At 73.1% G+C, this 17,953-nt stretch carries 20 protein-coding genes and 1 pseudogene; 7 read left to right on the forward strand and 14 right to left on the reverse strand.

Translation table 11 applies throughout. The features are described 5' to 3' along the window. Positions 1-158 precede the first annotated feature (158 nt). A pseudogene (locus KPL57_RS72965) lies at positions 159-1,378 on the forward strand (NAD(P)/FAD-dependent oxidoreductase). A gap of 6 nt (positions 1,379-1,384) precedes the next feature. On the opposite strand, the gene KPL57_RS48395 reads toward KPL57_RS72965, so the two are convergent. Further along, on the reverse strand, positions 1,385-2,341 hold the full coding sequence (locus KPL57_RS48395) for a DMT family transporter (RefSeq protein WP_226357180.1): 957 nt from the start codon (positions 2,339-2,341) through the stop codon (positions 1,385-1,387). Positions 2,342-2,414: 73 nt separating this feature from the next. On the opposite strand from KPL57_RS48395, the gene KPL57_RS48400 reads away from it, so the two are divergent. Continuing rightward, positions 2,415-3,362, forward strand: a complete 948-nt coding sequence (locus KPL57_RS48400; RefSeq protein ID WP_226357181.1) for a LysR family transcriptional regulator — start codon at positions 2,415-2,417, stop codon at positions 3,360-3,362. Positions 3,363-3,378: 16 nt separating this feature from the next. Here KPL57_RS48400 and KPL57_RS48405 read toward each other — a convergent pair whose 3' ends face one another. Together KPL57_RS48405 and KPL57_RS48410 are read right to left on the reverse strand one after the other, a co-directional pair. Next, entirely contained in the window at positions 3,379-4,404 is a 1,026-nt protein-coding gene (locus KPL57_RS48405) for an LLM class flavin-dependent oxidoreductase (RefSeq protein ID WP_226357182.1), read from the reverse strand. Positions 4,405-4,435: 31 nt separating this feature from the next. Continuing rightward, positions 4,436-4,969 carry a hypothetical protein gene (locus KPL57_RS48410; protein ID WP_226357183.1) on the reverse strand — a complete coding sequence of 178 codons (534 nt, stop codon included), beginning with the start codon at positions 4,967-4,969 and terminating at the stop codon, positions 4,436-4,438. Positions 4,970-5,100: 131 nt separating this feature from the next. Between KPL57_RS48410 and KPL57_RS48415 the strand changes: the two genes are divergently transcribed. Further along, a complete protein-coding gene (locus tag KPL57_RS48415; protein ID WP_226357184.1) occupies positions 5,101-5,307 on the forward strand; it encodes a hypothetical protein in 207 nt (68 codons plus the stop codon). Between the two features lie 54 nt (positions 5,308-5,361). Here KPL57_RS48415 and KPL57_RS48420 read toward each other — a convergent pair whose 3' ends face one another. The 5 genes from KPL57_RS48420 to dop all read right to left on the reverse strand — a co-directional run bounded on the left by KPL57_RS48420 (position 5,362) and on the right by dop (position 9,597). Beyond that, the gene (locus KPL57_RS48420) at positions 5,362-5,880 is read right to left on the reverse strand and encodes an SRPBCC family protein (protein WP_374203898.1); all 519 of its coding nucleotides are present in this window, start codon (positions 5,878-5,880) and stop codon (positions 5,362-5,364) included. Then, positions 5,877-6,692: a proteasome subunit alpha gene (gene prcA / locus KPL57_RS48425; RefSeq protein WP_226357186.1), complete on the reverse strand. Its 816-nt coding sequence runs from the start codon at positions 6,690-6,692 to the stop codon at positions 5,877-5,879. The genes KPL57_RS48420 and prcA overlap by 4 nt, the downstream gene beginning before the upstream one ends. A 40-nt stretch (positions 6,693-6,732) precedes the next feature. Beyond that, a complete protein-coding gene (prcB, locus tag KPL57_RS48430) occupies positions 6,733-7,620 on the reverse strand; it encodes a proteasome subunit beta (protein ID WP_226357187.1) in 888 nt (295 codons plus the stop codon). Positions 7,621-7,784: 164 nt separating this feature from the next. Beyond that, positions 7,785-7,982 carry a ubiquitin-like protein Pup gene (locus KPL57_RS48435; RefSeq protein WP_020626587.1) on the reverse strand — a complete coding sequence of 66 codons (198 nt, stop codon included), beginning with the start codon at positions 7,980-7,982 and terminating at the stop codon, positions 7,785-7,787. Positions 7,983-8,088: 106 nt separating this feature from the next. After that, entirely contained in the window at positions 8,089-9,597 is a 1,509-nt protein-coding gene (gene dop / locus KPL57_RS48440) for a depupylase/deamidase Dop (protein ID WP_178373948.1), read from the reverse strand. Positions 9,598-9,706: 109 nt separating this feature from the next. Between dop and KPL57_RS48445 the strand changes: the two genes are divergently transcribed. Then, complete coding sequence (locus KPL57_RS48445) at positions 9,707-10,264, forward strand: NUDIX domain-containing protein (RefSeq protein ID WP_226357188.1); 558 nt, start codon at positions 9,707-9,709, stop codon at positions 10,262-10,264. A 167-nt stretch (positions 10,265-10,431) separates the two neighbouring features. Further along, positions 10,432-10,626 (forward strand): hypothetical protein, encoded by a 195-nt coding sequence (locus tag KPL57_RS48450; RefSeq protein ID WP_226357189.1) that lies wholly within the window; start codon positions 10,432-10,434, stop codon positions 10,624-10,626. Positions 10,627-10,684: 58 nt separating this feature from the next. Here KPL57_RS48450 and lpdA read toward each other — a convergent pair whose 3' ends face one another. Both lpdA and KPL57_RS48460 read right to left on the reverse strand, forming a co-directional pair. After that, entirely contained in the window at positions 10,685-12,088 is a 1,404-nt protein-coding gene (lpdA, locus tag KPL57_RS48455) for a dihydrolipoyl dehydrogenase (RefSeq protein ID WP_226357190.1), read from the reverse strand. A gap of 9 nt (positions 12,089-12,097) precedes the next feature. Then, positions 12,098-12,616, reverse strand: a complete 519-nt coding sequence (locus KPL57_RS48460; protein ID WP_226357191.1) for a MarR family winged helix-turn-helix transcriptional regulator — start codon at positions 12,614-12,616, stop codon at positions 12,098-12,100. Positions 12,617-12,706: 90 nt separating this feature from the next. On the opposite strand from KPL57_RS48460, the gene KPL57_RS48465 reads away from it, so the two are divergent. After that, complete coding sequence (locus KPL57_RS48465) at positions 12,707-13,264, forward strand: YceI family protein (protein WP_226357192.1); 558 nt, start codon at positions 12,707-12,709, stop codon at positions 13,262-13,264. 74 nt (positions 13,265-13,338) lie between these two features. After that, complete coding sequence (locus KPL57_RS70825; RefSeq protein WP_226357193.1) at positions 13,339-14,187, forward strand: helix-turn-helix domain-containing protein; 849 nt, start codon at positions 13,339-13,341, stop codon at positions 14,185-14,187. On the opposite strand, the gene KPL57_RS48475 is transcribed toward KPL57_RS70825, so the two are convergent. The 4 genes from KPL57_RS48475 to KPL57_RS48490 form a co-directional block, all read right to left on the reverse strand. After that, complete coding sequence (locus KPL57_RS48475; protein ID WP_226357194.1) at positions 14,130-14,528, reverse strand: VOC family protein; 399 nt, start codon at positions 14,526-14,528, stop codon at positions 14,130-14,132. The two genes, KPL57_RS70825 and KPL57_RS48475, sit on opposite strands and share 58 nt — an antisense overlap. A gap of 55 nt (positions 14,529-14,583) precedes the next feature. Further along, complete coding sequence (locus tag KPL57_RS48480) at positions 14,584-14,730, reverse strand: hypothetical protein (protein WP_168172083.1); 147 nt, start codon at positions 14,728-14,730, stop codon at positions 14,584-14,586. Positions 14,731-14,886: 156 nt separating this feature from the next. Continuing rightward, positions 14,887-16,707, reverse strand: coding sequence for a proteasome ATPase (gene arc / locus KPL57_RS48485; protein WP_226357195.1), 1,821 nt, complete (start codon positions 16,705-16,707; stop codon positions 14,887-14,889). A 227-nt stretch (positions 16,708-16,934) separates the two neighbouring features. Continuing rightward, entirely contained in the window at positions 16,935-17,765 is an 831-nt protein-coding gene (locus KPL57_RS48490; protein ID WP_073575314.1) for a tRNA (adenine-N1)-methyltransferase, read from the reverse strand. Positions 17,766-17,953 lie beyond the last annotated feature (188 nt).

Consider the following 17,953-nt stretch of genomic DNA (forward strand, 5'->3'; position numbering starts at 1 on the left):
CTGACGGATGCGATCCCGCGGAGCGCGCACCGACACTGGGGCCCGACCGAGGACACCGGCAGCAGGGAGACCCAGGGATGACCGCGGACGTGATCGTCGTCGGTGCCGGCGTGATCGGCTGCTCGGTGGCGTTCGAGCTGGCCAGGGTCGGTCACTAGGTGACCGTCGTCGACCGGGCGCGCGGGGTCGGCGACGGTTCCACCAGCGCGTCGAGCGCGGTCGTCCGGTTCAACTTCACCACCCCGGCCGGGGTGGCCGCCGCCTGGGAGTCCCGGGCCTGCTGGGAGTCCTGGTCCGAGCACCTCGGGCTCCCGGAGTCGCACGGTCTCGCCCGCTACGTCCGCACCGGGCTGGCGATGCTCGACGTCGACGTGGCCCCGCGCAGCAGCTACCTGCCGCTGTTCGACGCCGTCGGCGTGCCCTACGAGACCTGGGACGCCGCGACCCTGGCCCGGCGCGTCCCCGGCATCGACGTCGGACGGTACTGGCCGCCGCGCCGGCTCGACGACGACCGCTTCTGGCGCGACGCCGACGGGACCCTCGGCGCGGTGTTCACCCCCGACGCCGGGTACGTCAGCGACCCCCGCCTCGCCGCCGGGAACCTCGCCGCGGCCGCCGCCGTGCACGGTGCCGTGTTCCGGCTGGGCCACGCCGTCACCGCCGTGACCGTGACCGGGGACCGGGTCGGGGTGTGCGGCTCGACGACGGCAGCACCCTGTCCTCCGCGGTGGTGGTCAACGCGGCCGGGCCGTGGTCGGGGCGGCTCAACGATCTGGCCGGGGTCGGCGCCGGGTTCACGGTCGGCACACGCCCGATGCGTCAGGAGGTCCACGCGGTCACCGCTCCCCCCGCCCTCGCCTCCCCCTCCGGGCGGATCGTCGCCGTCGCCGACATGGACCTCGGCGTCTACCTGCGCGGCGACACCGGGGGCGGGCTGCTGGTGGGCGGCACCGAGCCGGCGTGCGACCCGCTGCCGTGGATCGACGACCCCGACGACGCCGACCCCGTGCCGACCGCGGCGGTGTTCGACGCCCAGGTCACCCGGGCCGCGCGCCGCCTGCCCGACCTCGCCGTGCCGAACCGGCCGCGGGGGGTGGCCGGGGTCTACGACGTCGCCGACGACTGGACCCCCATCTACGACCGGACCGAGCTCCCCGGCTACTACGTCGCCATCGGCACCAGCGGCAACCAGTTCAAGAACGCGCCGCTCGTCGGTCGCTTCCTGCGGGCGATCATCGAGCAGGTCGAGGGCGGGCTCGACCACGACGACCACCCGGTGCGCCACGTCGGCGAGCACACCGGGGTGACCGTCGACCTGTCCGCGTTCTCCCGGCGCAGGCCGGTGAACGCCGACGCCACGCACAGCGTGCTGGGCTGACCGCGGTCAGGCCCGCGGGGTGAGCGTGGCCCAGGCCCGCTCGTGCCGGTCCACCACCCGGCGCAGCCGCCCCGCGGTCCCGGCCGGACCGACCAGCGCGGCGACGGTAGCGACGACCAGCGCGCAGCCCGCGACCTGCCACCCGGTCAGTGTCTCCCCGAGCACCAGCATGCCGAGCACCACCGACAACACCGGGTGCACCAGCAGCAGCGCACCCGCGGTGCCCGGCGCCAGCCCGGCCGAGCCGCGCCCGATCAGCACCCAGGACACCACCTGACCGGCCAGGGCCAGCACGATCAGCCAGGCCCAGGTCGTCGCGGGCAGCGAGACCGCGATCCCGCCCCCGGCGACGCCGATGATCCCGCAGGTCACCCCGGCTCCGACGGTGGCCAGCGCGACCGGGGTCACCAGGTGACGCGGACGGCCCCGCGACACCGAGCGGTTGAGGTGCAGGAACCCGGCGTAGGCGATCCCGGCGAGGGTGCCGAGCACCGCGCCGCGCACCGGCTCCGGGCCGCCGACCCCGGCGCCGAGCACCCCACCGGCCAGCGCGATGCCGCCCAGCAGCAGCGGCGCCGCGTACACCAGCCGGCGCGGGACCCGCTCGCCCGCGACGACCCAGGCGATCAGCGGCAGCGCCAGCACCTGGATGTTGAGCACGACGTTCGCGATCCCGGCGCCCGCGTCGAGCACCGCGCGGGTCCACAGCAGGAAGTCCGCCCCCAGGAACACCCCCGACAGCAGTGACCAGCCCACCGTCGCGAGCGGGAGGCCGCCGGCGCGGCGGTACTCGGCCAGCGCCCACGGCCCCAGCACGACCAGCGCGAGCACGCACCGCCAGAACGACGCCGTCGCCGGGTCGGCGCCCGCGAGCGCGACGAGGATGCCGGTCCAGGCCAGGACCGAGGCGCCGGCGAGCAGGAGGAGGGCGGAGTGCGGGTCGGGGGCGGTGCGTGCGTTCACGTGATCCACCATCCCCACCTGCACCGCGAAGCTCTAATGATTGTTCCTACCCGGTACCGCTAAGCTCTGCTGTGTGATCTCCTGGGACCGGCTGCGTGTGTTCGACGCCGTCGCCGAGCACGGCTCGGTCGGCGCCGCCGCGGCCGCGCTGCACATCACCGGACCCGCGGTGACCCAGCAGCTGCGCAAGCTCGAACGCGAGACCGGCACCCGGCTCGTCGAACCGGACGGGCGGGGCATCCGGCTCACCGCCGCCGGGCACGTGCTGGCCGGGCACGCGGCCACCGCGGCGGCGACCGTCGCCGGCGCCGAGCGCGACCTCGCCGCCCTGCACGACGACGCCGCCGGGCCGCTGCGGATCGGCTCGGTCGCGAGCGCGCTGCGGACGCTGCTGCCCGAGGTCATCGACGGGCTGGCCGCCGCGCACCCCCGGCTGGTCCCCACCGTCGACGACGGCGAGGTCGTCGACCTGCTGCCCGCCCTGCAGTCGCGCGACCTGGACGCGGTGCTCCTGGAGAGCTGGACGCAGCGCCCGGCCCGGCTGCCCGCCGGGATCCGGGTGACCGCACTGGCCACCGAGCCCGCGATGCTCGCCGTCCCCGCCGACGACCCGCTCACCGGGCCCGACCCGGTGCCGCTGCGCACCCTGGCCGGGCGGGTGTGGACCTCCGGCCCGGTCGGCACCGAACCCTACGAGGCACTGCTGCAGCTGCTGCGCGGCGTCGGGACCGAGCCGGACATCCGCTACCGGGTCGGCGACTTCGCCACCCAGCTGGCACTGGTCCGCGCGCGGCTCGCGATCGCGCTGGTCCCGGGCATGGCGGTGGCGGGGTCCGCGGTTCCGGGCGGCACCGGCCCGGTCCCGGTCACCGCCGACGACGGCGTGCGCCTGCTGCCCTGCCGGCCCGCGGCGGGCCGCTCACTGGTCCTGGCCACCCGCGGGTCCGACGCCGATCTCCCCGCCCTGCGCGCCCTGGTCGACGGCCTGCGTGCCGCGGCGGCCCGCATCATCCCCGCCTGACCCCGGGCGCAGCCGGTCAGGCGAGCATGTCGCGCACCATCGGGATGACCCGGGTGCCGTACAGCTCGACCGCGCGCAGCCGGGCCGACACCGGCTGGGGCCCGACGGTGTAGATCAGGTCGAAGCGCTGGGCGCCCAGCGAGCGGACCGAGTCGGCGATGCGGCGGGCCACCTTCTCGGGGGACCCGACGTGCAGCGCGCCACCGGAGACCTCGGCCTCGAACCGGGCGCGGTCCAGCGGCGGCCAGCCGCGCTGGGCGCCGATCCGGTCCATCTGCGCCTTGTACGGGGCGAAGAAGATCTCCTTCGCCTCCTCGTCGGTGTCGGCGACGAAGCCCGGCGAGTGCATGCCCACCGGCTTCTCCGCGTGCCCGAACTGCTCGACGGCGCGGTGGTAGAGGTCGACGTAGGGCGCGAACCGTCCGGCCGGGCCGCCGATGATGGCGAGCATCAGGCCCAGGTCGTGGCGGGCGGTGCGCACCACCGACTCCGGCGAGCCGCCGACACCGACCCACACGGGCAGCCGGCGGCCGGTCGTCGGGAAGACCTCGACGCCGTCGAGCGCGGCGCGGGTGGCGCCCCGCCATGTCACCGGCTTCTCGTCGAGGAGCTGCACGAACAGCTCCAGCTTCTCCTCGAACAGCTGCTCGTAGTCGTTCATGGAGTAGCCGAACAGCGGGAAGGACTCGGTGAACGAGCCGCGGCCCACGATGACCTCGGCGCGGCCGTCGGACAGCGCGTCGAGGGTGGCGAAGCGCTGGTACACCCGCACCGGGTCGTCCGAGCTGAGCACGGTGACGCCGGAGGACAGCCGGATCCGGGAGGTGCGGGTCGCGATCCCGGCGAGCACCGTCTCCGGGGTGGTGATGGCGTACTCGGGGCGGTGGTGCTCCCCCAGTGCGACGACGTCGACGCCGGCCCCGTCGGCCAGCACCACCTCGTCGACGACCTGGCGGATGGCCTGCGGGTGCGACAACGGCGTGCCGTCGTCGCCCACCGGCACGTCGCCGAAGGTGTCCATGCCGAACACGATGTCGCTCATCCGCTCCCCCAGTTGGTTGACTCTTCAACCATCATGCCACCGTCCCGGGCGGCGCGCCGACGGGGCCACCCCGGCGGGGTCGCCAGGTCTCCTCGGCGCGGACGCCGGCCTCCGGGGTGAAGTAGTCACCGGTCCGGAGGTCCTCCAACAGCGTCGCGTGCCGCGGCGCCCAGCCGAGCAGGGTCCGGGTGTACTCACTGGAGACGGTGACGTCGAGGGAGAAGAACCGGGCCAGGAACGGGTTCCCGAGGTGCTCGGCGGCCTGCTCGAGGGTCAGAGAGACGGTGGACAGACCGAGGATCGCCGCGATCTGCTCGGCGACGCTCCGGATCGTCACGGCACCCTCGCCCGCGGCGTGCAGCGCACTCCCCGCGGGAGCCCGCTCCAGCGCCATGCGGAAGAGGGCGGCGGCGTCGCAGCGGTGGACCGCGGGCCACCGGTTGGTGCCGTCCCCGATGTAGGCCGAGACACCGGCCCGGCGGGCGGCGGCGACGAGCGCCGGGACGAACCCGTGGTCGGCCGGGCCGTGCACGGTCGGCGCGAGCCGCACGACGCCCGCGCGCACCCCTGGTCCGCGAAGCCCAGGCAGGCCCGCTCGCCGGCGGCCCGTCCGCGGAGCCCCGCCGCACGGTCATCGCCGCGACGCCGGCGCTGCGCGAACGCGAGCTGGCGAAGCACGCGGCACTCGCCGACACCGTGGCCGGGGCACTGCGCCGGCGTGGGGTCCCCGACCGGCAGGCCGGACTGGCGGCGCAGACCGGATGGGCCACCTACCGCGAGGCGGTCCGGGCCTGGGACGACGACCCCGCGACCGGCCTGGACGTGCACCTGACCCGGGCCTTCGACGACCTGCGCGCCCTCGCCGCACCGGCCCCCCGGGCGACGGCGGCCCCCGGACGCTGACACCGCCGCCGTACCCGCGGCCGACCGCCGGGCCCCGGCCGGGACCCGCAGCACTCAGCGCTCGCGCGCCCCGAGGCGACGCAGCAGGTTGGCCGCGAACCGGTCCCCGGTCGCGTCCATCGTCGCCTTCATCGTGCGGGTCACCACCGGCGCCGCGAGCCGCGACAGCGGCATGTCGACGTCGACGGTCAGCGAGATCTCCAGATGCGTCGCCGGGGAGCCGTCCGGCTCCGGGTCGGCGTCGCTCAGTGCGTAGTAGCCCTCCGCGCCCGCCCACTCGGTGACCCCGGTGGGCGGTGCGTGGGTGAACTCGATCCGCTTGCCCTCAACGAAGGTCATCCGCTCGGTGAACACCGGTTTGATGCCCACCCCGAGCACCGCGATCCGCACCATGTGCCAGCGCCACAGCTCGTAGCCGTCGACGGCCGCGTCCCGCGCGGAGTCGGCGTCGATCCGGTTGAGCAGCGGTGTCAGCGTCGGCAGCACATCGGGATCGGTCAGGACGCGCCAGACGTCGTCGCGCGAGGCCGTCACGACGGCCTCGGACGCGGTGGTCGCGGAGAAGCGGGTCAGGACGCCCCGTCCCCGCCCAGTGCCCCACCGGCGGCCGGGGTGTCGTCCCCGCCCGCCACGTCGGGCTCGGGCTCCTCGGTGCCGCGGTTCGCGGCGGGCAGCAGGTCGGCCAGCGCCGCACCCTCGAGACGGCGGAAGGTCCGCCGCGGCCGGGTCCGGTCGAGCACCGCGACCTCGAGCGCCTCGGCGCCCAGGACCCGCGGCTGCGCGTTCGCGCCGTTGCCGGGCGACGCCGGGTCCGCACCCGGCACCTGCAGCCCGCCCAGCGCGACCTCGATCGCCGCGCCCAGCTCCAGGCCGTGCTCGTAGGTCTCGGACAGCTTCTGCGAGATCGGCTCGGTCTGACCACCCATGACGACGAACCGCGGCTCGTCGGTGATCGACCCGTCGTAGGTGATCCGGTACAGCTGGTCCCCGGTGGCCTCGACGCCCACCTCGGCGACGCACAGCTCCACCTCGAAGGGCTTCTGCTGCTCGACGAACGCGGTGCCCAGCGCCTGGGCGTAGGCGTTGGCCAGCATCCGGCCGGTCACGTCGCGCCGGTCGTAGGTGAACCCGCGGAAGTCGGCCATCCGGATCCCGCCGGTACGCAGGTTCTCGAACTCGTTGTACCGGCCGACCGCGGCGAAGCCGATCTTGTCGTAGATCTCGGAGACCTTGTGCAGCGCCGTCGACCGGTTCTCCGCGACGAACAGCACGCCACCGGCGTAGGTCAGCACGACCACGCTGCGGCCGCGCGAGATGCCCTTGCGGGCCAGCTCGGAACGGTCGCGCAGCAGCTGGTCGACGGAGGAGTAGAACGGCATCGTCATGGGGAGGCGCTCCAGGCTCGTGCTTCGTGCGGGGAGGGGGTCAGCGGGACGGACCGCCAGGGCGCTCCCGGCGCCCGGCGATCACCTGGTCGACGACGGCGGCGATCTCGGCGTCGTCGCGGCGCGCGGCGCCCTCGGCGGTGATGCCGACGACCACCGGGTAGATGCGCCGCACCGTGTCCGGCCCACCGGTGGCGGTGTCGTCGTCCGCGGCGTCGTAGAGCGCCTCGACCGCGGTGCGCACCGCGCCGTCGAGGTCCGCGGCCGGGTCGTGCAGCTTCTTCAGCGACGACTTCGCGAACACCGAGCCGGAACCGACGGCGTGGAAGCCGAGGTTCTCGTCGTACCGGCCGCCGGTGGGGTCGAAGGTGACGATCCGGCCGGCCTGCGCCGGGTCGGCGGCGTCGGTGTCGTAGCCCGCGAACAGCGGGACGACGACGAAGCCCTGCATCGCCGCGCCCAGGTTCTGGCGGACCATGCCGGCGAGCTTGTTGGCCTTGCCGTCGAGCGAGAGCGGGACGCCCTCGAGCTTCTCGTAGTGCTCGAGGTCGACCGAGAACAGCCGGACCATCTCCAGCGCGATCCCCGCGGAGCCGGCGATGCCGACGGCGGAGTGGGTGTCGGTGACGAACACCTTCTCGATGTCGCGCTGGGCGATCACGTTGCCCGCGGTCGCGCGCCGGTCACCGGCGATCACGACGCCGCCGGAGAACAGCAGCGCGACGATCGTGGTGCCGTGCGGGACGCCCAGGGCGTCGGCGGAGGTGCCGGGACCGGCTGTCCGGTCCAGGCCCGCGCCGGGGAGCAGGTGCGGGGCCGCGCCGCCGACGAAGTCGGAGAACGACTGCGACCCGGTCAGGAAGGTGCCGAGCTGACCCGTGTGGTGCCCGGGCACCAGCCCGGAGGTGACCGACGGCCGGAACTCCATCTCTCGGACGTGCCTTTCGTTCGAGCTTCGTGCGCCGGTGGTCCCGCTCCCCCACGTCGGCGGGGTCTGCGGCCCTTCCGGCACGGCCGGGCCCGCAGGTGCGGACCCGGCCGGGACGGTACTGCTGGTGCCGGGGTGCGGCAGGGTGGGTGGCCCCGTGGGGCTCACTCACCGCCCTTCTGCACGTAGGACCGCACGAAGTCCTCCGCGTTCTCCTCCAGCACGTCGTCGATCTCGTCGAGGATGGTGTCGACGTCCTCACCGAGCTTCTCGCGGCGCTCCTGACCGGATCCGGACGCGTTCTCCCCGGACTCGTCGTCTCCGTCGCCGCCACCCTGGCGCTTGGTCTGCTCCTGGGACATGACGCCTCCTCCTCGCAGAGTTGCCTGCAGGTTCACCCTACCCACCGGGGGCGACAAAATCGCCTGTTGCGCAGCGGCGTGTGATCCGCTCCCCCGGCGGGCGGGCTCAGGAGGCGGTGAGCTTGTCGACCAGCTCCTCGGCCGTCGACACCGCCTCGAACAGCTCCCCCACGTGCTTGCGGGTACCGCGCAGCGGCTCCAGCGTCGGGATCCGGACCAGCGACTCACGGCCCAGGTCGAAGATCACCGAGTCCCACGACGCGGCGGCGACCTCGACCGGGAACCGGCCCATGCAGGTGCCACGGAAGTAGGCGCGGGTGTCCTCGGGCGGCTCGGTCATCGCCGCGGCGACCTGCTCCTCGGTGACCAGCCTGCGCATCGACCCGCGGGTGACGAGCCGGTTGTAGAGGCCCTTGGCCAGCCGCACGTCGGAGTACTGCAGGTCGACCATCCCGAGCCGGCCCGACGCCCAGGTCAGGCCGTCGCGCTCGCGGTAGGCCTCGAGCAGCTTGAGCTTGGCCGTCCAGTCGAGCCGGTCGGCGGTCAGCATCGGGTCGCGCTCCAGGTCGACCAGCACCGACTCCCACTCCTCGACGACCTCGCGGGTGTCGGGGTCCCACTCCTCGCGGCGCGGGGAGACGGTCTGCTCCATGTGCTCGACCGCGCGGGCCAGGTACTCCTGCTGGATCTGCACCGCGGTGAGGTGACGGCCGTCGGCCAGCGGGACGGTCCGCTGCAGCGTCGGGTCGTGGCTGATCCGCGAGACCGACTTCACCGGCTCGGCCAGGCGCAGGTCCTCGAACGAGCGCCCCTTCTCGATCATGTCGAGGACCAGCGCCGTGGTGCCGACCTTGAGCAGCGTCGAGATCTCGGACAGGTTCGCGTCGCCGATGATGACGTGCAGGCGGCGGTACTTGTCGGCGTCGGCGTGCGGCTCGTCGCGGGTGTTGATGATGCCGCGCTTGAGCGTGGTCTCCAGGCCGACCTCGACCTCGACGTAGTCCGAGCGTTGGGCGATCTGGTAGCCGGCCTCGTCGCCCTGCTGGCCGAGGCCGACCCGGCCGGCGCCGCAGACGACCTGGCGGGTCACGAAGAACGGGGTGAGGCCGGTGACGATCGACGGGAACGTCGTCGTGCGGGCCATCAGGTAGTTCTCGTGGGAGCCGTAGCTGGCGCCCTTGCCGTCGACGTTGTTCTTGTAGAGCTGCATCCGCGGCGCGCCCGGCACGGTGGCCGCGCGGTTCGCCGCCTCCAGCATGATCCGCTCGCCGGCCTTGTCCCAGGTCACGATGTCGCGCGGGGACAGGACCTCGGGCGTGGAGTACTCCGGGTGGGCGTGGTCGACGTAGAACCGGGCGCCGTTGGTGAGGATGACGTTCGCCGCGCCGAGGTCGTCGAGGTCGGTGTCGAGCTGCGGCGCCAGCGACGGTGCCGACAGGTCGAACCCCCGGGCGTCGCGCAGCGGCGACTCCACCTCGTAGTCCCAGCGCGCCCGGCGGTTGCGGGGCACGTCCGCCGCGGCGGCGTAGGCCAGCACCACCTGCGTCGAGGTGACGACGGGGTTCGCGGTGGGGTCACCCGGCACGGCGATGCCGTACTCCACCTCGGTGCCCATGATCCGGCGGGCCGTCACGACCGGCCCCCTGCGCGAGAGTGCATTGCACGAGACTAACCGTCCGCGCCCCCACCCGGGGCGCACTGCGGCCCGGCGGGATCATCGTGGCGTGACCGATCCCGCATGTGAGCGCCTGACCGTCTTCGACGCCGGGGGCACGCCCACCGGCGTCGCCGAGCGCGGCGAGGTCTACGCGCGCTCGCTGTGGCACGCCACGACGGCGATCCTGCTCCGCTCCGCCGACGGGACGCGGGCCTACGTGCACCGGCGCACCGACACCAAGCTGGTCATGGCCGGGATGTGGGACTGCCTCGCCGGCGGGGTCCTCGACGAGGGCGAGACCCCCGACGCGTGCGCCGCCCGCGAGCTGGGCGAGGAGCTCGGGGTCACCGGCGTGCCGCTGGAGAAGCTGGCCGTGGTCCCCTTCGACGCCGCCGCGCTGGGTGTCGACACCGGGCCCGGCACCGGCCCGGACGGGCTGCGGGCCCACGTGCACGTCTACCGCGCCTTCTCCGACGGCCCGGTGACCCACCAGCCCTCGGAGGTGGCCGAGGGCGGCTGGTGGACCCTCGACGAGCTGACGGCCCGGATCGGCGCGCCGGACCGGCCCTGGGTCCCCGACGGCCTGTACGTCACCCGCCTGCTGCTGGCCGACCTCGTCCGTTAAGGTCCTCGGGCCAGCGCGTTTACCAGTGGGTAACATACGTCACCCACATCGGTACCTGAATCGGTCAACACCGGGCGGGTCGCGCGACGCCACCCCGGGAAGGGCCCAGCGTGGGGCCTCCCCGACGGACCACCACGCCCACCACGCGACAGTTCCAGGAGTCACCCATGGTCAGCATCTCGGTCTCGGCCCGTTCCCTCGCCGCCGCCAGGCTGATCGATCCCGACGTCAACACCGCCGCCGTGCAGGCCGCGGTGGAGGCGGCACTGGCCGCCGAGCGCCACGAGCAGCGCGCCGCCGCGGGCTCCACCACGCGTCGCGAGCACACCGCCCGCCGCGAGCCGGACTCCCGGAGCTCCTGACCCCGCCACGACGACGGGCCCGCACCCCGGGTGGGATGCGGGCCCGTCGCGGCCGTGATCAGAAGTTGATCATGTGGCCGGCCAGGCCGTGGATCGCCTCCTGCAGGCACTCCGACAGGGTCGGGTGCGCGTGCACGTTGCGCGCCATCTCGTGGACGGTCAGGTCCCACTTCTGGGCCAGGGTCAGCTCGGGCAGCAGCTCGGTCGCCTCGGCGCCGATGATGTGCCCGCCCAGCAGCTCGCCGTAGGTGTCGTCGGCGATCAGCTTGACGAAGCCGGCGGGCTCGGCCATGCCGTGCGCCTTGCCGTTCGCGGTGAACGGGAAGGTCGCGGTGTTGACCTTCCAGCCCTTCTCGTCGGCCAGCTCGCGGGCCTCGGCCTCGGTGTAGCCGAACGACGCGACCTGCGGGTTGCAGAAGGTCGCGCGCGGCATCATCTTGTAGTTCAGCTCCTGGGTCTCGGCGCCCGCCAGGGTCTCGGCGGCGACGATGCCCTGCGCCTCGGCGACGTGGGCGAGCATGAGCTTCGCGGTGACGTCACCGATCGCGTAGACGTGCTCCACGCTGGTGCGCATGTAGTCGTCGATCTCGATGGCGCCGCGCTCGGTGAGGTTCACCCCGAGCTTGTCCAGGCCGTAGCCGTCCACCCGCGGCGCGAAGCCGATGGCCTGCACGACCTTGTCCGCGCGCAGCTCCTCGCTGCCCTTGGACGACGAGACCGAGACGGTGACGCCCTTGCCGTCGTCGGTGATGGACTCGACCTTGGTCGAGGTCCGCACCGTGACGCCGAGCTTCTTGTAGGCCTTCGCCAGCTCCTTGGACACGTCCGCGTCCTCGAGCGGGAGCAGGCGGTCCAGGTACTCGACGATGGTGACGTCGACGCCGTAGTTGGCCAGCACGAACGCGAACTCGACACCGATCGCACCGGCGCCGGCGATGATCACGCTCTCCGGCAGCTCGCGGGTGAGGATCTGCTCCTCGTAGGTCACGACGCGGTCGGACAGCTCGGTGCCCGGCAGCAGCTTGACCGTGGATCCCGCGGCGATGATCACGTCGTCGTAGGTGACGGTCTCGTTGCCGCCCTTCGACAGCTCGACCTCGATCTCGCCCGGCTTGGTGAACCGGCCGAACCCGTCGAGCTCGGTGATCTTGTTCTTCTTCATCAGGAAGTGCACGCCCTTGACGCGCCCGTCCGCGACCGAACGGCTGCGGTCGAAGGCGGCGCCGAAGTCGAGCGACACCTCACCGGACAGACCGAAGGTCTTCTGCTCCTTGGTGACGATGTGGGCGATCTCGGCGTTGCGCAGCAGCGCCTTGGAGGGGATGCAGCCCACGTTGAGGCAGACACCGCCCCAGTACTTCTCCTCGATCACCGCCACACTGCGGCCGAGCTGGGCAGCACGGATGGCCGCCACGTATCCACCGGGTCCGGCTCCGAGTACGACGACGTCGAAATGAGGCATGTGCCCAGCCTAGGACGCCTGGGCCGGGTCCGGGCCGTCCGGTCCCGAGTCCCCGGTCACCGGCCACTGCCCGCTGTCGGACAGGTGCGCCACGACCGCCTCGCACGCCTCGCGCAGCCCCGCCTGCTGGGCCGGGGTCAGGCCGTCGAACACCGCCTCGCGCACGCTCTCGACGTGGTCCGGCGCCGCCGCGGCCAGCACCTCGAACCCTCGGTCGGTGAGCCGGGCGAGCTGGCCCCGCCGGTCGGTGGGGCACGACCGCCGCTCGACCCAGCCGGCCTCCTCCATCCGGGCCACCGCGTGCGAGACCCGGCTGCGCGAGGACAGCGCGCAGTCGGCCAGCGCGCTCATCCGCAGCGTGCGCTCCGGCGCCTCGGAGAGCCGGACCAGGATCTCGTAGTACGCCTGGGGCATCCCGGCCCCGGACTGCAGTCGTCGCTCGACCTTGTCCGACACCAGCCGCTGCGCGGCGAGGAACGCCCGCCACGTCCGCTGCTCCTCGTCGTCGAGCCAGCGTGTGTGACCCACAGCACCCTCCGAAACATTTGAGCGTTACCCTGGTTGTCCCTAGTATCGCTCTCAACAAGTGAAAGTTCAACTATCTCCCGAGGAGACATCATGACCACAGCCACCACGATCCCCGGCTACGTCGTCGGCACCTGGGACATCGACGCCGCGCACTCCGACGTCTCGTTCTCCGTCCGTCACATGATGGTCAGCAAGGTGCGCGGGCGCTTCACCGGCGTCTCGGGCGAGCTCGTCACCGCGGAGAAGTTCGAGGACTCCACCGTCACCGCGACCGTCGACGCCACCTCCCTCACCACCGGCCAGGACCAGCGCGACGGCCACATCCGCTCCGCCGACTTCTTCGATGTCGAGAAGTACCCGGAGTGGACCTTCCGGTCCACCGGCATCGCCGCGAAGGGTGACGACCACGTCCTCACCGGTGACCTCACGATCAAGGGCGTCACCAGGCCGGTCGAGTTCGACCTCGAGCTCAACGGCTTCGGCCCGGACCCCTACGGCGGCACCCGCTCCGGCTTCACCGCCACGACCACCATCAAGCGCTCGGAGTTCGGTGTCGACATCGAGCTGCCGATGGACGGCGGCGGCGTCGTCGTCAGCGAGAAGGTGAACGTGCAGCTGGAGATCGAGGCGGTCCTGCGCGCCTCCTGACCCTGCGCACGCGGCCACGGCCCCGGACCGGCGACGCCGGCACCGGGGCCGTCCCGCGTCCGTAGGCTGGCGCGGTGCGCAGCTACGCCGAGACGCCCCCCGCCGGGCCGCTGCGCGCGGTCGTCGAGGTGGCCTGGCGGGCGCACACCGGGACCGCGCCGCACACCCAGCGGGTGCTCCCCGACGGCTGCATGGACCTGCTCCTGTCCGGCGGCGAGGCGGTCGTCGCGGGCCCCGACACCACGGCGCACCTCGCCGGCTCGCCCGCGGGCGGCGTGACCACCGGCCTGCGCTTCCGCCCCGGTGCCCTCCCGGCCCTGCTGGGCGTCCCCGCCGACGCGCTGCGCGACCGCCGCGTCCCGCTCGCCGACGTGCTCGACCCCGGCCGGCGCCGGCTCCTCCGGCCCGCCCCGGCCGACGGCGACGACAGCGGAGACACCGGCGACGCCGCGTGGCTCGCCCGACTCGCCCTCGCCCTGCACGCGGCGGCCGGGGACGACCGGACTCCCGCCTCGCTCCCCCAGCCCGCGCTGCGCGCCCTGGCCGGGGGCATGCCCGCCGCGGAGCTGGCCGACCGGCTCGGCGTCACCGGTCGCACCCTGCACCGGCGCTGCGTCGCCACCCTCGGGTACGGACCGGCCGTCGCACGGCGGGTGCTGCGCTTCCGGGCCGCGGCCGCGCTGCTGTACGACGGCGTCGCCCCGGCCGCGGTCGCCGCCCGCACCGGCTACGCCGACCAGCCCCACCTGTCCCGCGAGGTCCGCGCCCTCGCCGGTGTGTCGCCTGCGTCGCTCGCACCTCGCACGGAGTCCCCCGGCCTCGCAGCCACTGCGGGGGCTGCGAGGTCGGGGGAACGTGTGCGGGGTCAGGTCCAGGCGAACAGGTCCAGCGACGAGCCGTCGGGGTCGGCGACGGTGGCGTAGCGCTGCCCCCACGGCGCGTCGAACGGGTCCAGCACCGAGGTGTGGCCGGCCGCGGTGACCCGGCGCCAGGCGTCGTCGACGGCCGCGGCGGTGGGCAGCCGGAACGCCAGCCCGACCCGGCCGTGGCCGTCCGGGGCGACGCCCGGGTGGAAGCCCTCCACCATCGACTGCAGGTCCAGGGCCAGGCGCAGGCCGCCGCGCAGCGTGGTCTCCACGTGCGCCTCGGTCTCGGAGCCCTCGGGGAACTCCAGCCCCAGCAGGCGGTAGAAGGCCAGCGAGCGGGTCATGTCGGTGACCACGATGCCGATCATGTCGAGCTCGGCGCCGATCGAGGTGTCCATGGCGGCGACGCTAGGGGCCCGGTGCGGGCGCCGTCGTGAACGGATCGGACACCGGTCAGCGCTTGCCGCGGAAGCGCCGCAGCATGTCCTGCGCCCGCTGCCGGTTGCGCGGGTCGCTCGCCATGCGCTTGGCCTGGTCGCTGTAGCGACGCCCCTGCGGGCTCTTCAGGAATGCGCTGATGCGCCCGATGATGCCGGCCATGACGACCTCCGTGGTGGCGGGCCGCGACACGGACGTGCACGGCTCCGTGCACAGGATGCCCGTTTCGTCCGGACATCATTCCACCGGGTGACGATCCCCGGACACACGACGGGCCCCGCCGCGGGATGCGGCGGGGCCCGTGCGTGCGGAGCGTGTCTACAGGTACTGGCCGGTGTTCGACGCGGTGTCGATCGCGCGGCCGGTGGCGTCGTTCTTGCCGGTGACCAGGGTGCGGATGTAGACGATCCGCTCCCCCTTCTTGCCCGAGATCCGCGCCCAGTCGTCGGGGTTGGTCGTGTTCGGGAGGTCCTCGTTCTCGGCGAACTCGTCGACGATCGCGTCCAGCAGGTGCTGGACCCGCAGGCCAGGCTGGCCGGACTCGAGCACCGCCTTGATCGCGGACTTCTTCCCGCGGTCGACGATGTTCTGGATCATCGCGCCGGAGTTGAAGTCCTTGAAGTAGAGCGTCTCCTTGTCGCCGTTGGCGTAGGTGACCTCCAGGAACCGGTTCTCCTCGGACTCGTCGTACATCCGCTCGGTGATCCGCTGGATCATCCCGTCCACGCAGGCCTTGCGGCTGCCGCCGAACTCGGCGACGTCGTCGGCGTGGATGGGCAGCGTCTCGGTCAGGTACTTCGAGAAGATGTCCTTCGCGCCCTCGGCGTCCGGACGCTCGATCTTGATCTTCACGTCGAGCCGGCCCGGCCGCAGGATCGCCGGGTCGATCATGTCCTCACGGTTCGAGGCACCGATGACGATGACGTTCTCCAGGCCCTCGACGCCGTCGATCTCGGCGAGGAGCTGGGGGACGATCGTCGTCTCCACGTCGGAGGACACACCCGAGCCACGGGTCCGGAAGATCGAGTCCATCTCGTCGAAGAACACGATCACCGGGGTGCCGGCGCTCGCCTTCTCCCGCGCGCGCTGGAAGATCAGCCGGATGTGCCGCTCGGTCTCGCCGACGAACTTGTTGAGCAGCTCGGGGCCCTTGATGTTGAGGAAGAACGCGCGCCCCTCGTCCGGGTCGTCGCCCCGCTGCTTGGCGATCTTCTTCGCCAGCGAGTTCGCGACGGCCTTCGCGATGAGCGTCTTCCCGCAGCCGGGCGGCCCGTAGAGCAGCACGCCCTTGGGCGGGCGCAGCTCGTACTGGGTGAACAGCTCGGTGTGCAGGAACGGCAGCTCGACCGCGTCCTGGATCTGCTCGATCTGCCGGGACAGGCCGCCGATGTCGGAGTAGGCGATGTCCGGGACCTCCTCGAGCACGAGGTCCTCGACCTCGGCCTTGGCGACCCGTTCGTAGGCGTAGCCCGCCCGCGAGTCGACCATGACCGAGTCGCCGGACTTGAGCGGGCTGGTGCCCTCCTCCTGTCCGAGCTCGAACAGCGGCGCCGCCAGCCAGACGACCCGCTCCTCGTCGGAGTGGCCGACGACCAGGCCGCGACCGGCCGAGCCGTCCTCACCCGGACGGGAGATGATCTCCCGCAGCGAGTAGAGGTCACCGACCTGCTCGAAGCCCATGGCCTCGACCACGGTGAGCGCCTCGTTGAGCCGGACGGACTGGCCGCTGCGCAGCGTCTCGCCCTCGACCGCCGGGGACACGGGGACCCGCATCCGGCGGCCGGAGGTGAAGACGTCGACCGTGTCGTCGTCGTACCGGCCGAGGAAGACCCCGTAGCCGGACGGCGGCTGCGCGAGCCGGTCGACCTCCTCGCGGAGCGCGACCAGCTGGCCGCGGGCCTCCTTGAGGGTCTCGGTCAGCTTCTCGTTCCGAGCGTTGAGCGCGGAGAGCCGGCTCGTGGTCTCGGCGAGACGCTGTTCCAGCACTCGGGCGTGCCGGGGCGTCTCGGTCAGCCGTTGACGCAGCGTGGAGATCTCGTGCTCGAGGTGACGGATGTGCTCGGCGGCCTCAGCGGGGCTGAGGTCGCGGTCAGACTGGAAACCCTGGTTGCCGGGACCGTCGTCGTAGGGGTGGTTCACGGCAGCCTCCCTCCGTGTTCCGTCTCACCACGGTACCCGTGACGGGTGACCGCGACGGTGCGTCGAACCGGTGATCCGGGCCTCAGCCGGTCGGCACCATGTGGTCACTCTGCGGCTTCACGGGCGTCACCGCCACGTCCACACGGAGGGTAGTTCGTAACGTTCTCGTTCCGCGCTCGGGCGCGTCGCGGTCGTGATCCGGTCGAAACCGGACAGAACGCCCGAGTTCAGCGGCCGGTCGGCCGGCGCTGCTGCCGGGGCGGCGTGACGCCGTCGGCGAGCCGCCGGGTGGTCAGGAGGAAGGCCGTATGGGCGATCATCCGATGCTCCGGACGGACGGCCAGACCCACCACGTGCCAGGGGCGGACCATCGCCTCCCAGGACTCGGGCTCGGTCCAGCACTGCATCTCGCGCAGCGCCTCGGTGAGCACCGACAGCTGGGTGGTGGTCGCGACGTAGCCGACGAGGATCCCGCCCGGCACCAGGCAGTCGCGGACGGTGTCGAGCACGTCCCACGGCGAGAGCATGTCCAGCACGACCCGGTCGACCTCGCCGCGGTGCTGCCTGACGTCACCGACGGTCAGCTCCCAGTGCGGGGGCCGGTGGCCGAAGAAGGTCTCGACGTTGGTGACCGCGTGCGGGGCGTGGTCGTCGCGGACCTCGTAGGAGATCACCTTGCCGGTCGGCCCGACGGCCTGCAGCAGCGAGCAGGTCAGCGCACCGGACCCGGCGCCGGCCTCCAGCACCCGCGCGCCGGGGAACACGTCGCCCCACATGAGGATCTGCGCGGAGTCCTTGGGGTAGATCACCTGGGCGCCGCGGGGCATCGACAGCACGTAGTCGGCCAGGCGGGGGCGCATGGTCAGGTACGGCGTGTTCGCCGCCGAGTGCACGAGCCCGCCCTCGGGCGAGCCGATGATGTCGTCGTGGTCGATCTGGCCGCGGTGGGTGTGGTACGCCCCGCCGGCCTGCAGGACGACGGTGTAGCGGCGGCCCTTGGGGTCGGTGAGCTGCACCCGGTCGCCCTCGCGGAACGGCCCGCCGCGGCGCGGGGGCACCCAGGTGGCCGGCTCGGGCTCGGCCGGCTCGTCGGCGGAGGGGACGGTGTCGATGATCTCCGCGTCGATGATCGCCGCGTCGACGGGCGCCGCGTCGACGGGCTCCTCGGCCTGCGGGGTGTCGAGGGGCGCGGACTCGGTCGGCGCGTCGGGCGTCGGGGCGTCGTGCACGGGCGAAGACGCTATCC

The sequence above is a fragment of the Pseudonocardia sp. ICBG601 genome, from assembly GCF_020496245.1.

What these genes read in the sequence shown, in the direction of transcription:
- KPL57_RS48405 (WP_226357182.1), bottom strand. Translation starts at nt 4,404, where the DNA reads ATGAGCGACATCGTGTTCGGCATGGACACCTTCGGCGACGTGCCGGTG.
- prcA (WP_226357186.1), bottom strand. Translation starts at nt 6,692, where the DNA reads ATGACGATGCCGTTCTACTCCTCCGTCGACCAGCTGCTGCGCGACCGT.
- prcB (WP_226357187.1), bottom strand. Translation starts at nt 7,620, where the DNA reads ATGGAGTTCCGGCCGTCGGTCACCTCCGGGCTGGTGCCCGGGCACCAC.
- KPL57_RS48435 (WP_020626587.1), bottom strand. Translation starts at nt 7,982, where the DNA reads ATGTCCCAGGAGCAGACCAAGCGCCAGGGTGGCGGCGACGGAGACGAC.
- dop (WP_178373948.1), bottom strand. Translation starts at nt 9,597, where the DNA reads ATGGGCACCGAGGTGGAGTACGGCATCGCCGTGCCGGGTGACCCCACC.
- KPL57_RS48450 (WP_226357189.1), top strand. Translation starts at nt 10,432, where the DNA reads ATGGTCAGCATCTCGGTCTCGGCCCGTTCCCTCGCCGCCGCCAGGCTG.
- lpdA (WP_226357190.1), bottom strand. Translation starts at nt 12,088, where the DNA reads ATGCCTCATTTCGACGTCGTCGTACTCGGAGCCGGACCCGGTGGATAC.
- KPL57_RS48465 (WP_226357192.1), top strand. Translation starts at nt 12,707, where the DNA reads ATGACCACAGCCACCACGATCCCCGGCTACGTCGTCGGCACCTGGGAC.
- KPL57_RS48475 (WP_226357194.1), bottom strand. Translation starts at nt 14,528, where the DNA reads ATGGACACCTCGATCGGCGCCGAGCTCGACATGATCGGCATCGTGGTC.
- KPL57_RS48480 (WP_168172083.1), bottom strand. Translation starts at nt 14,730, where the DNA reads ATGGCCGGCATCATCGGGCGCATCAGCGCATTCCTGAAGAGCCCGCAG.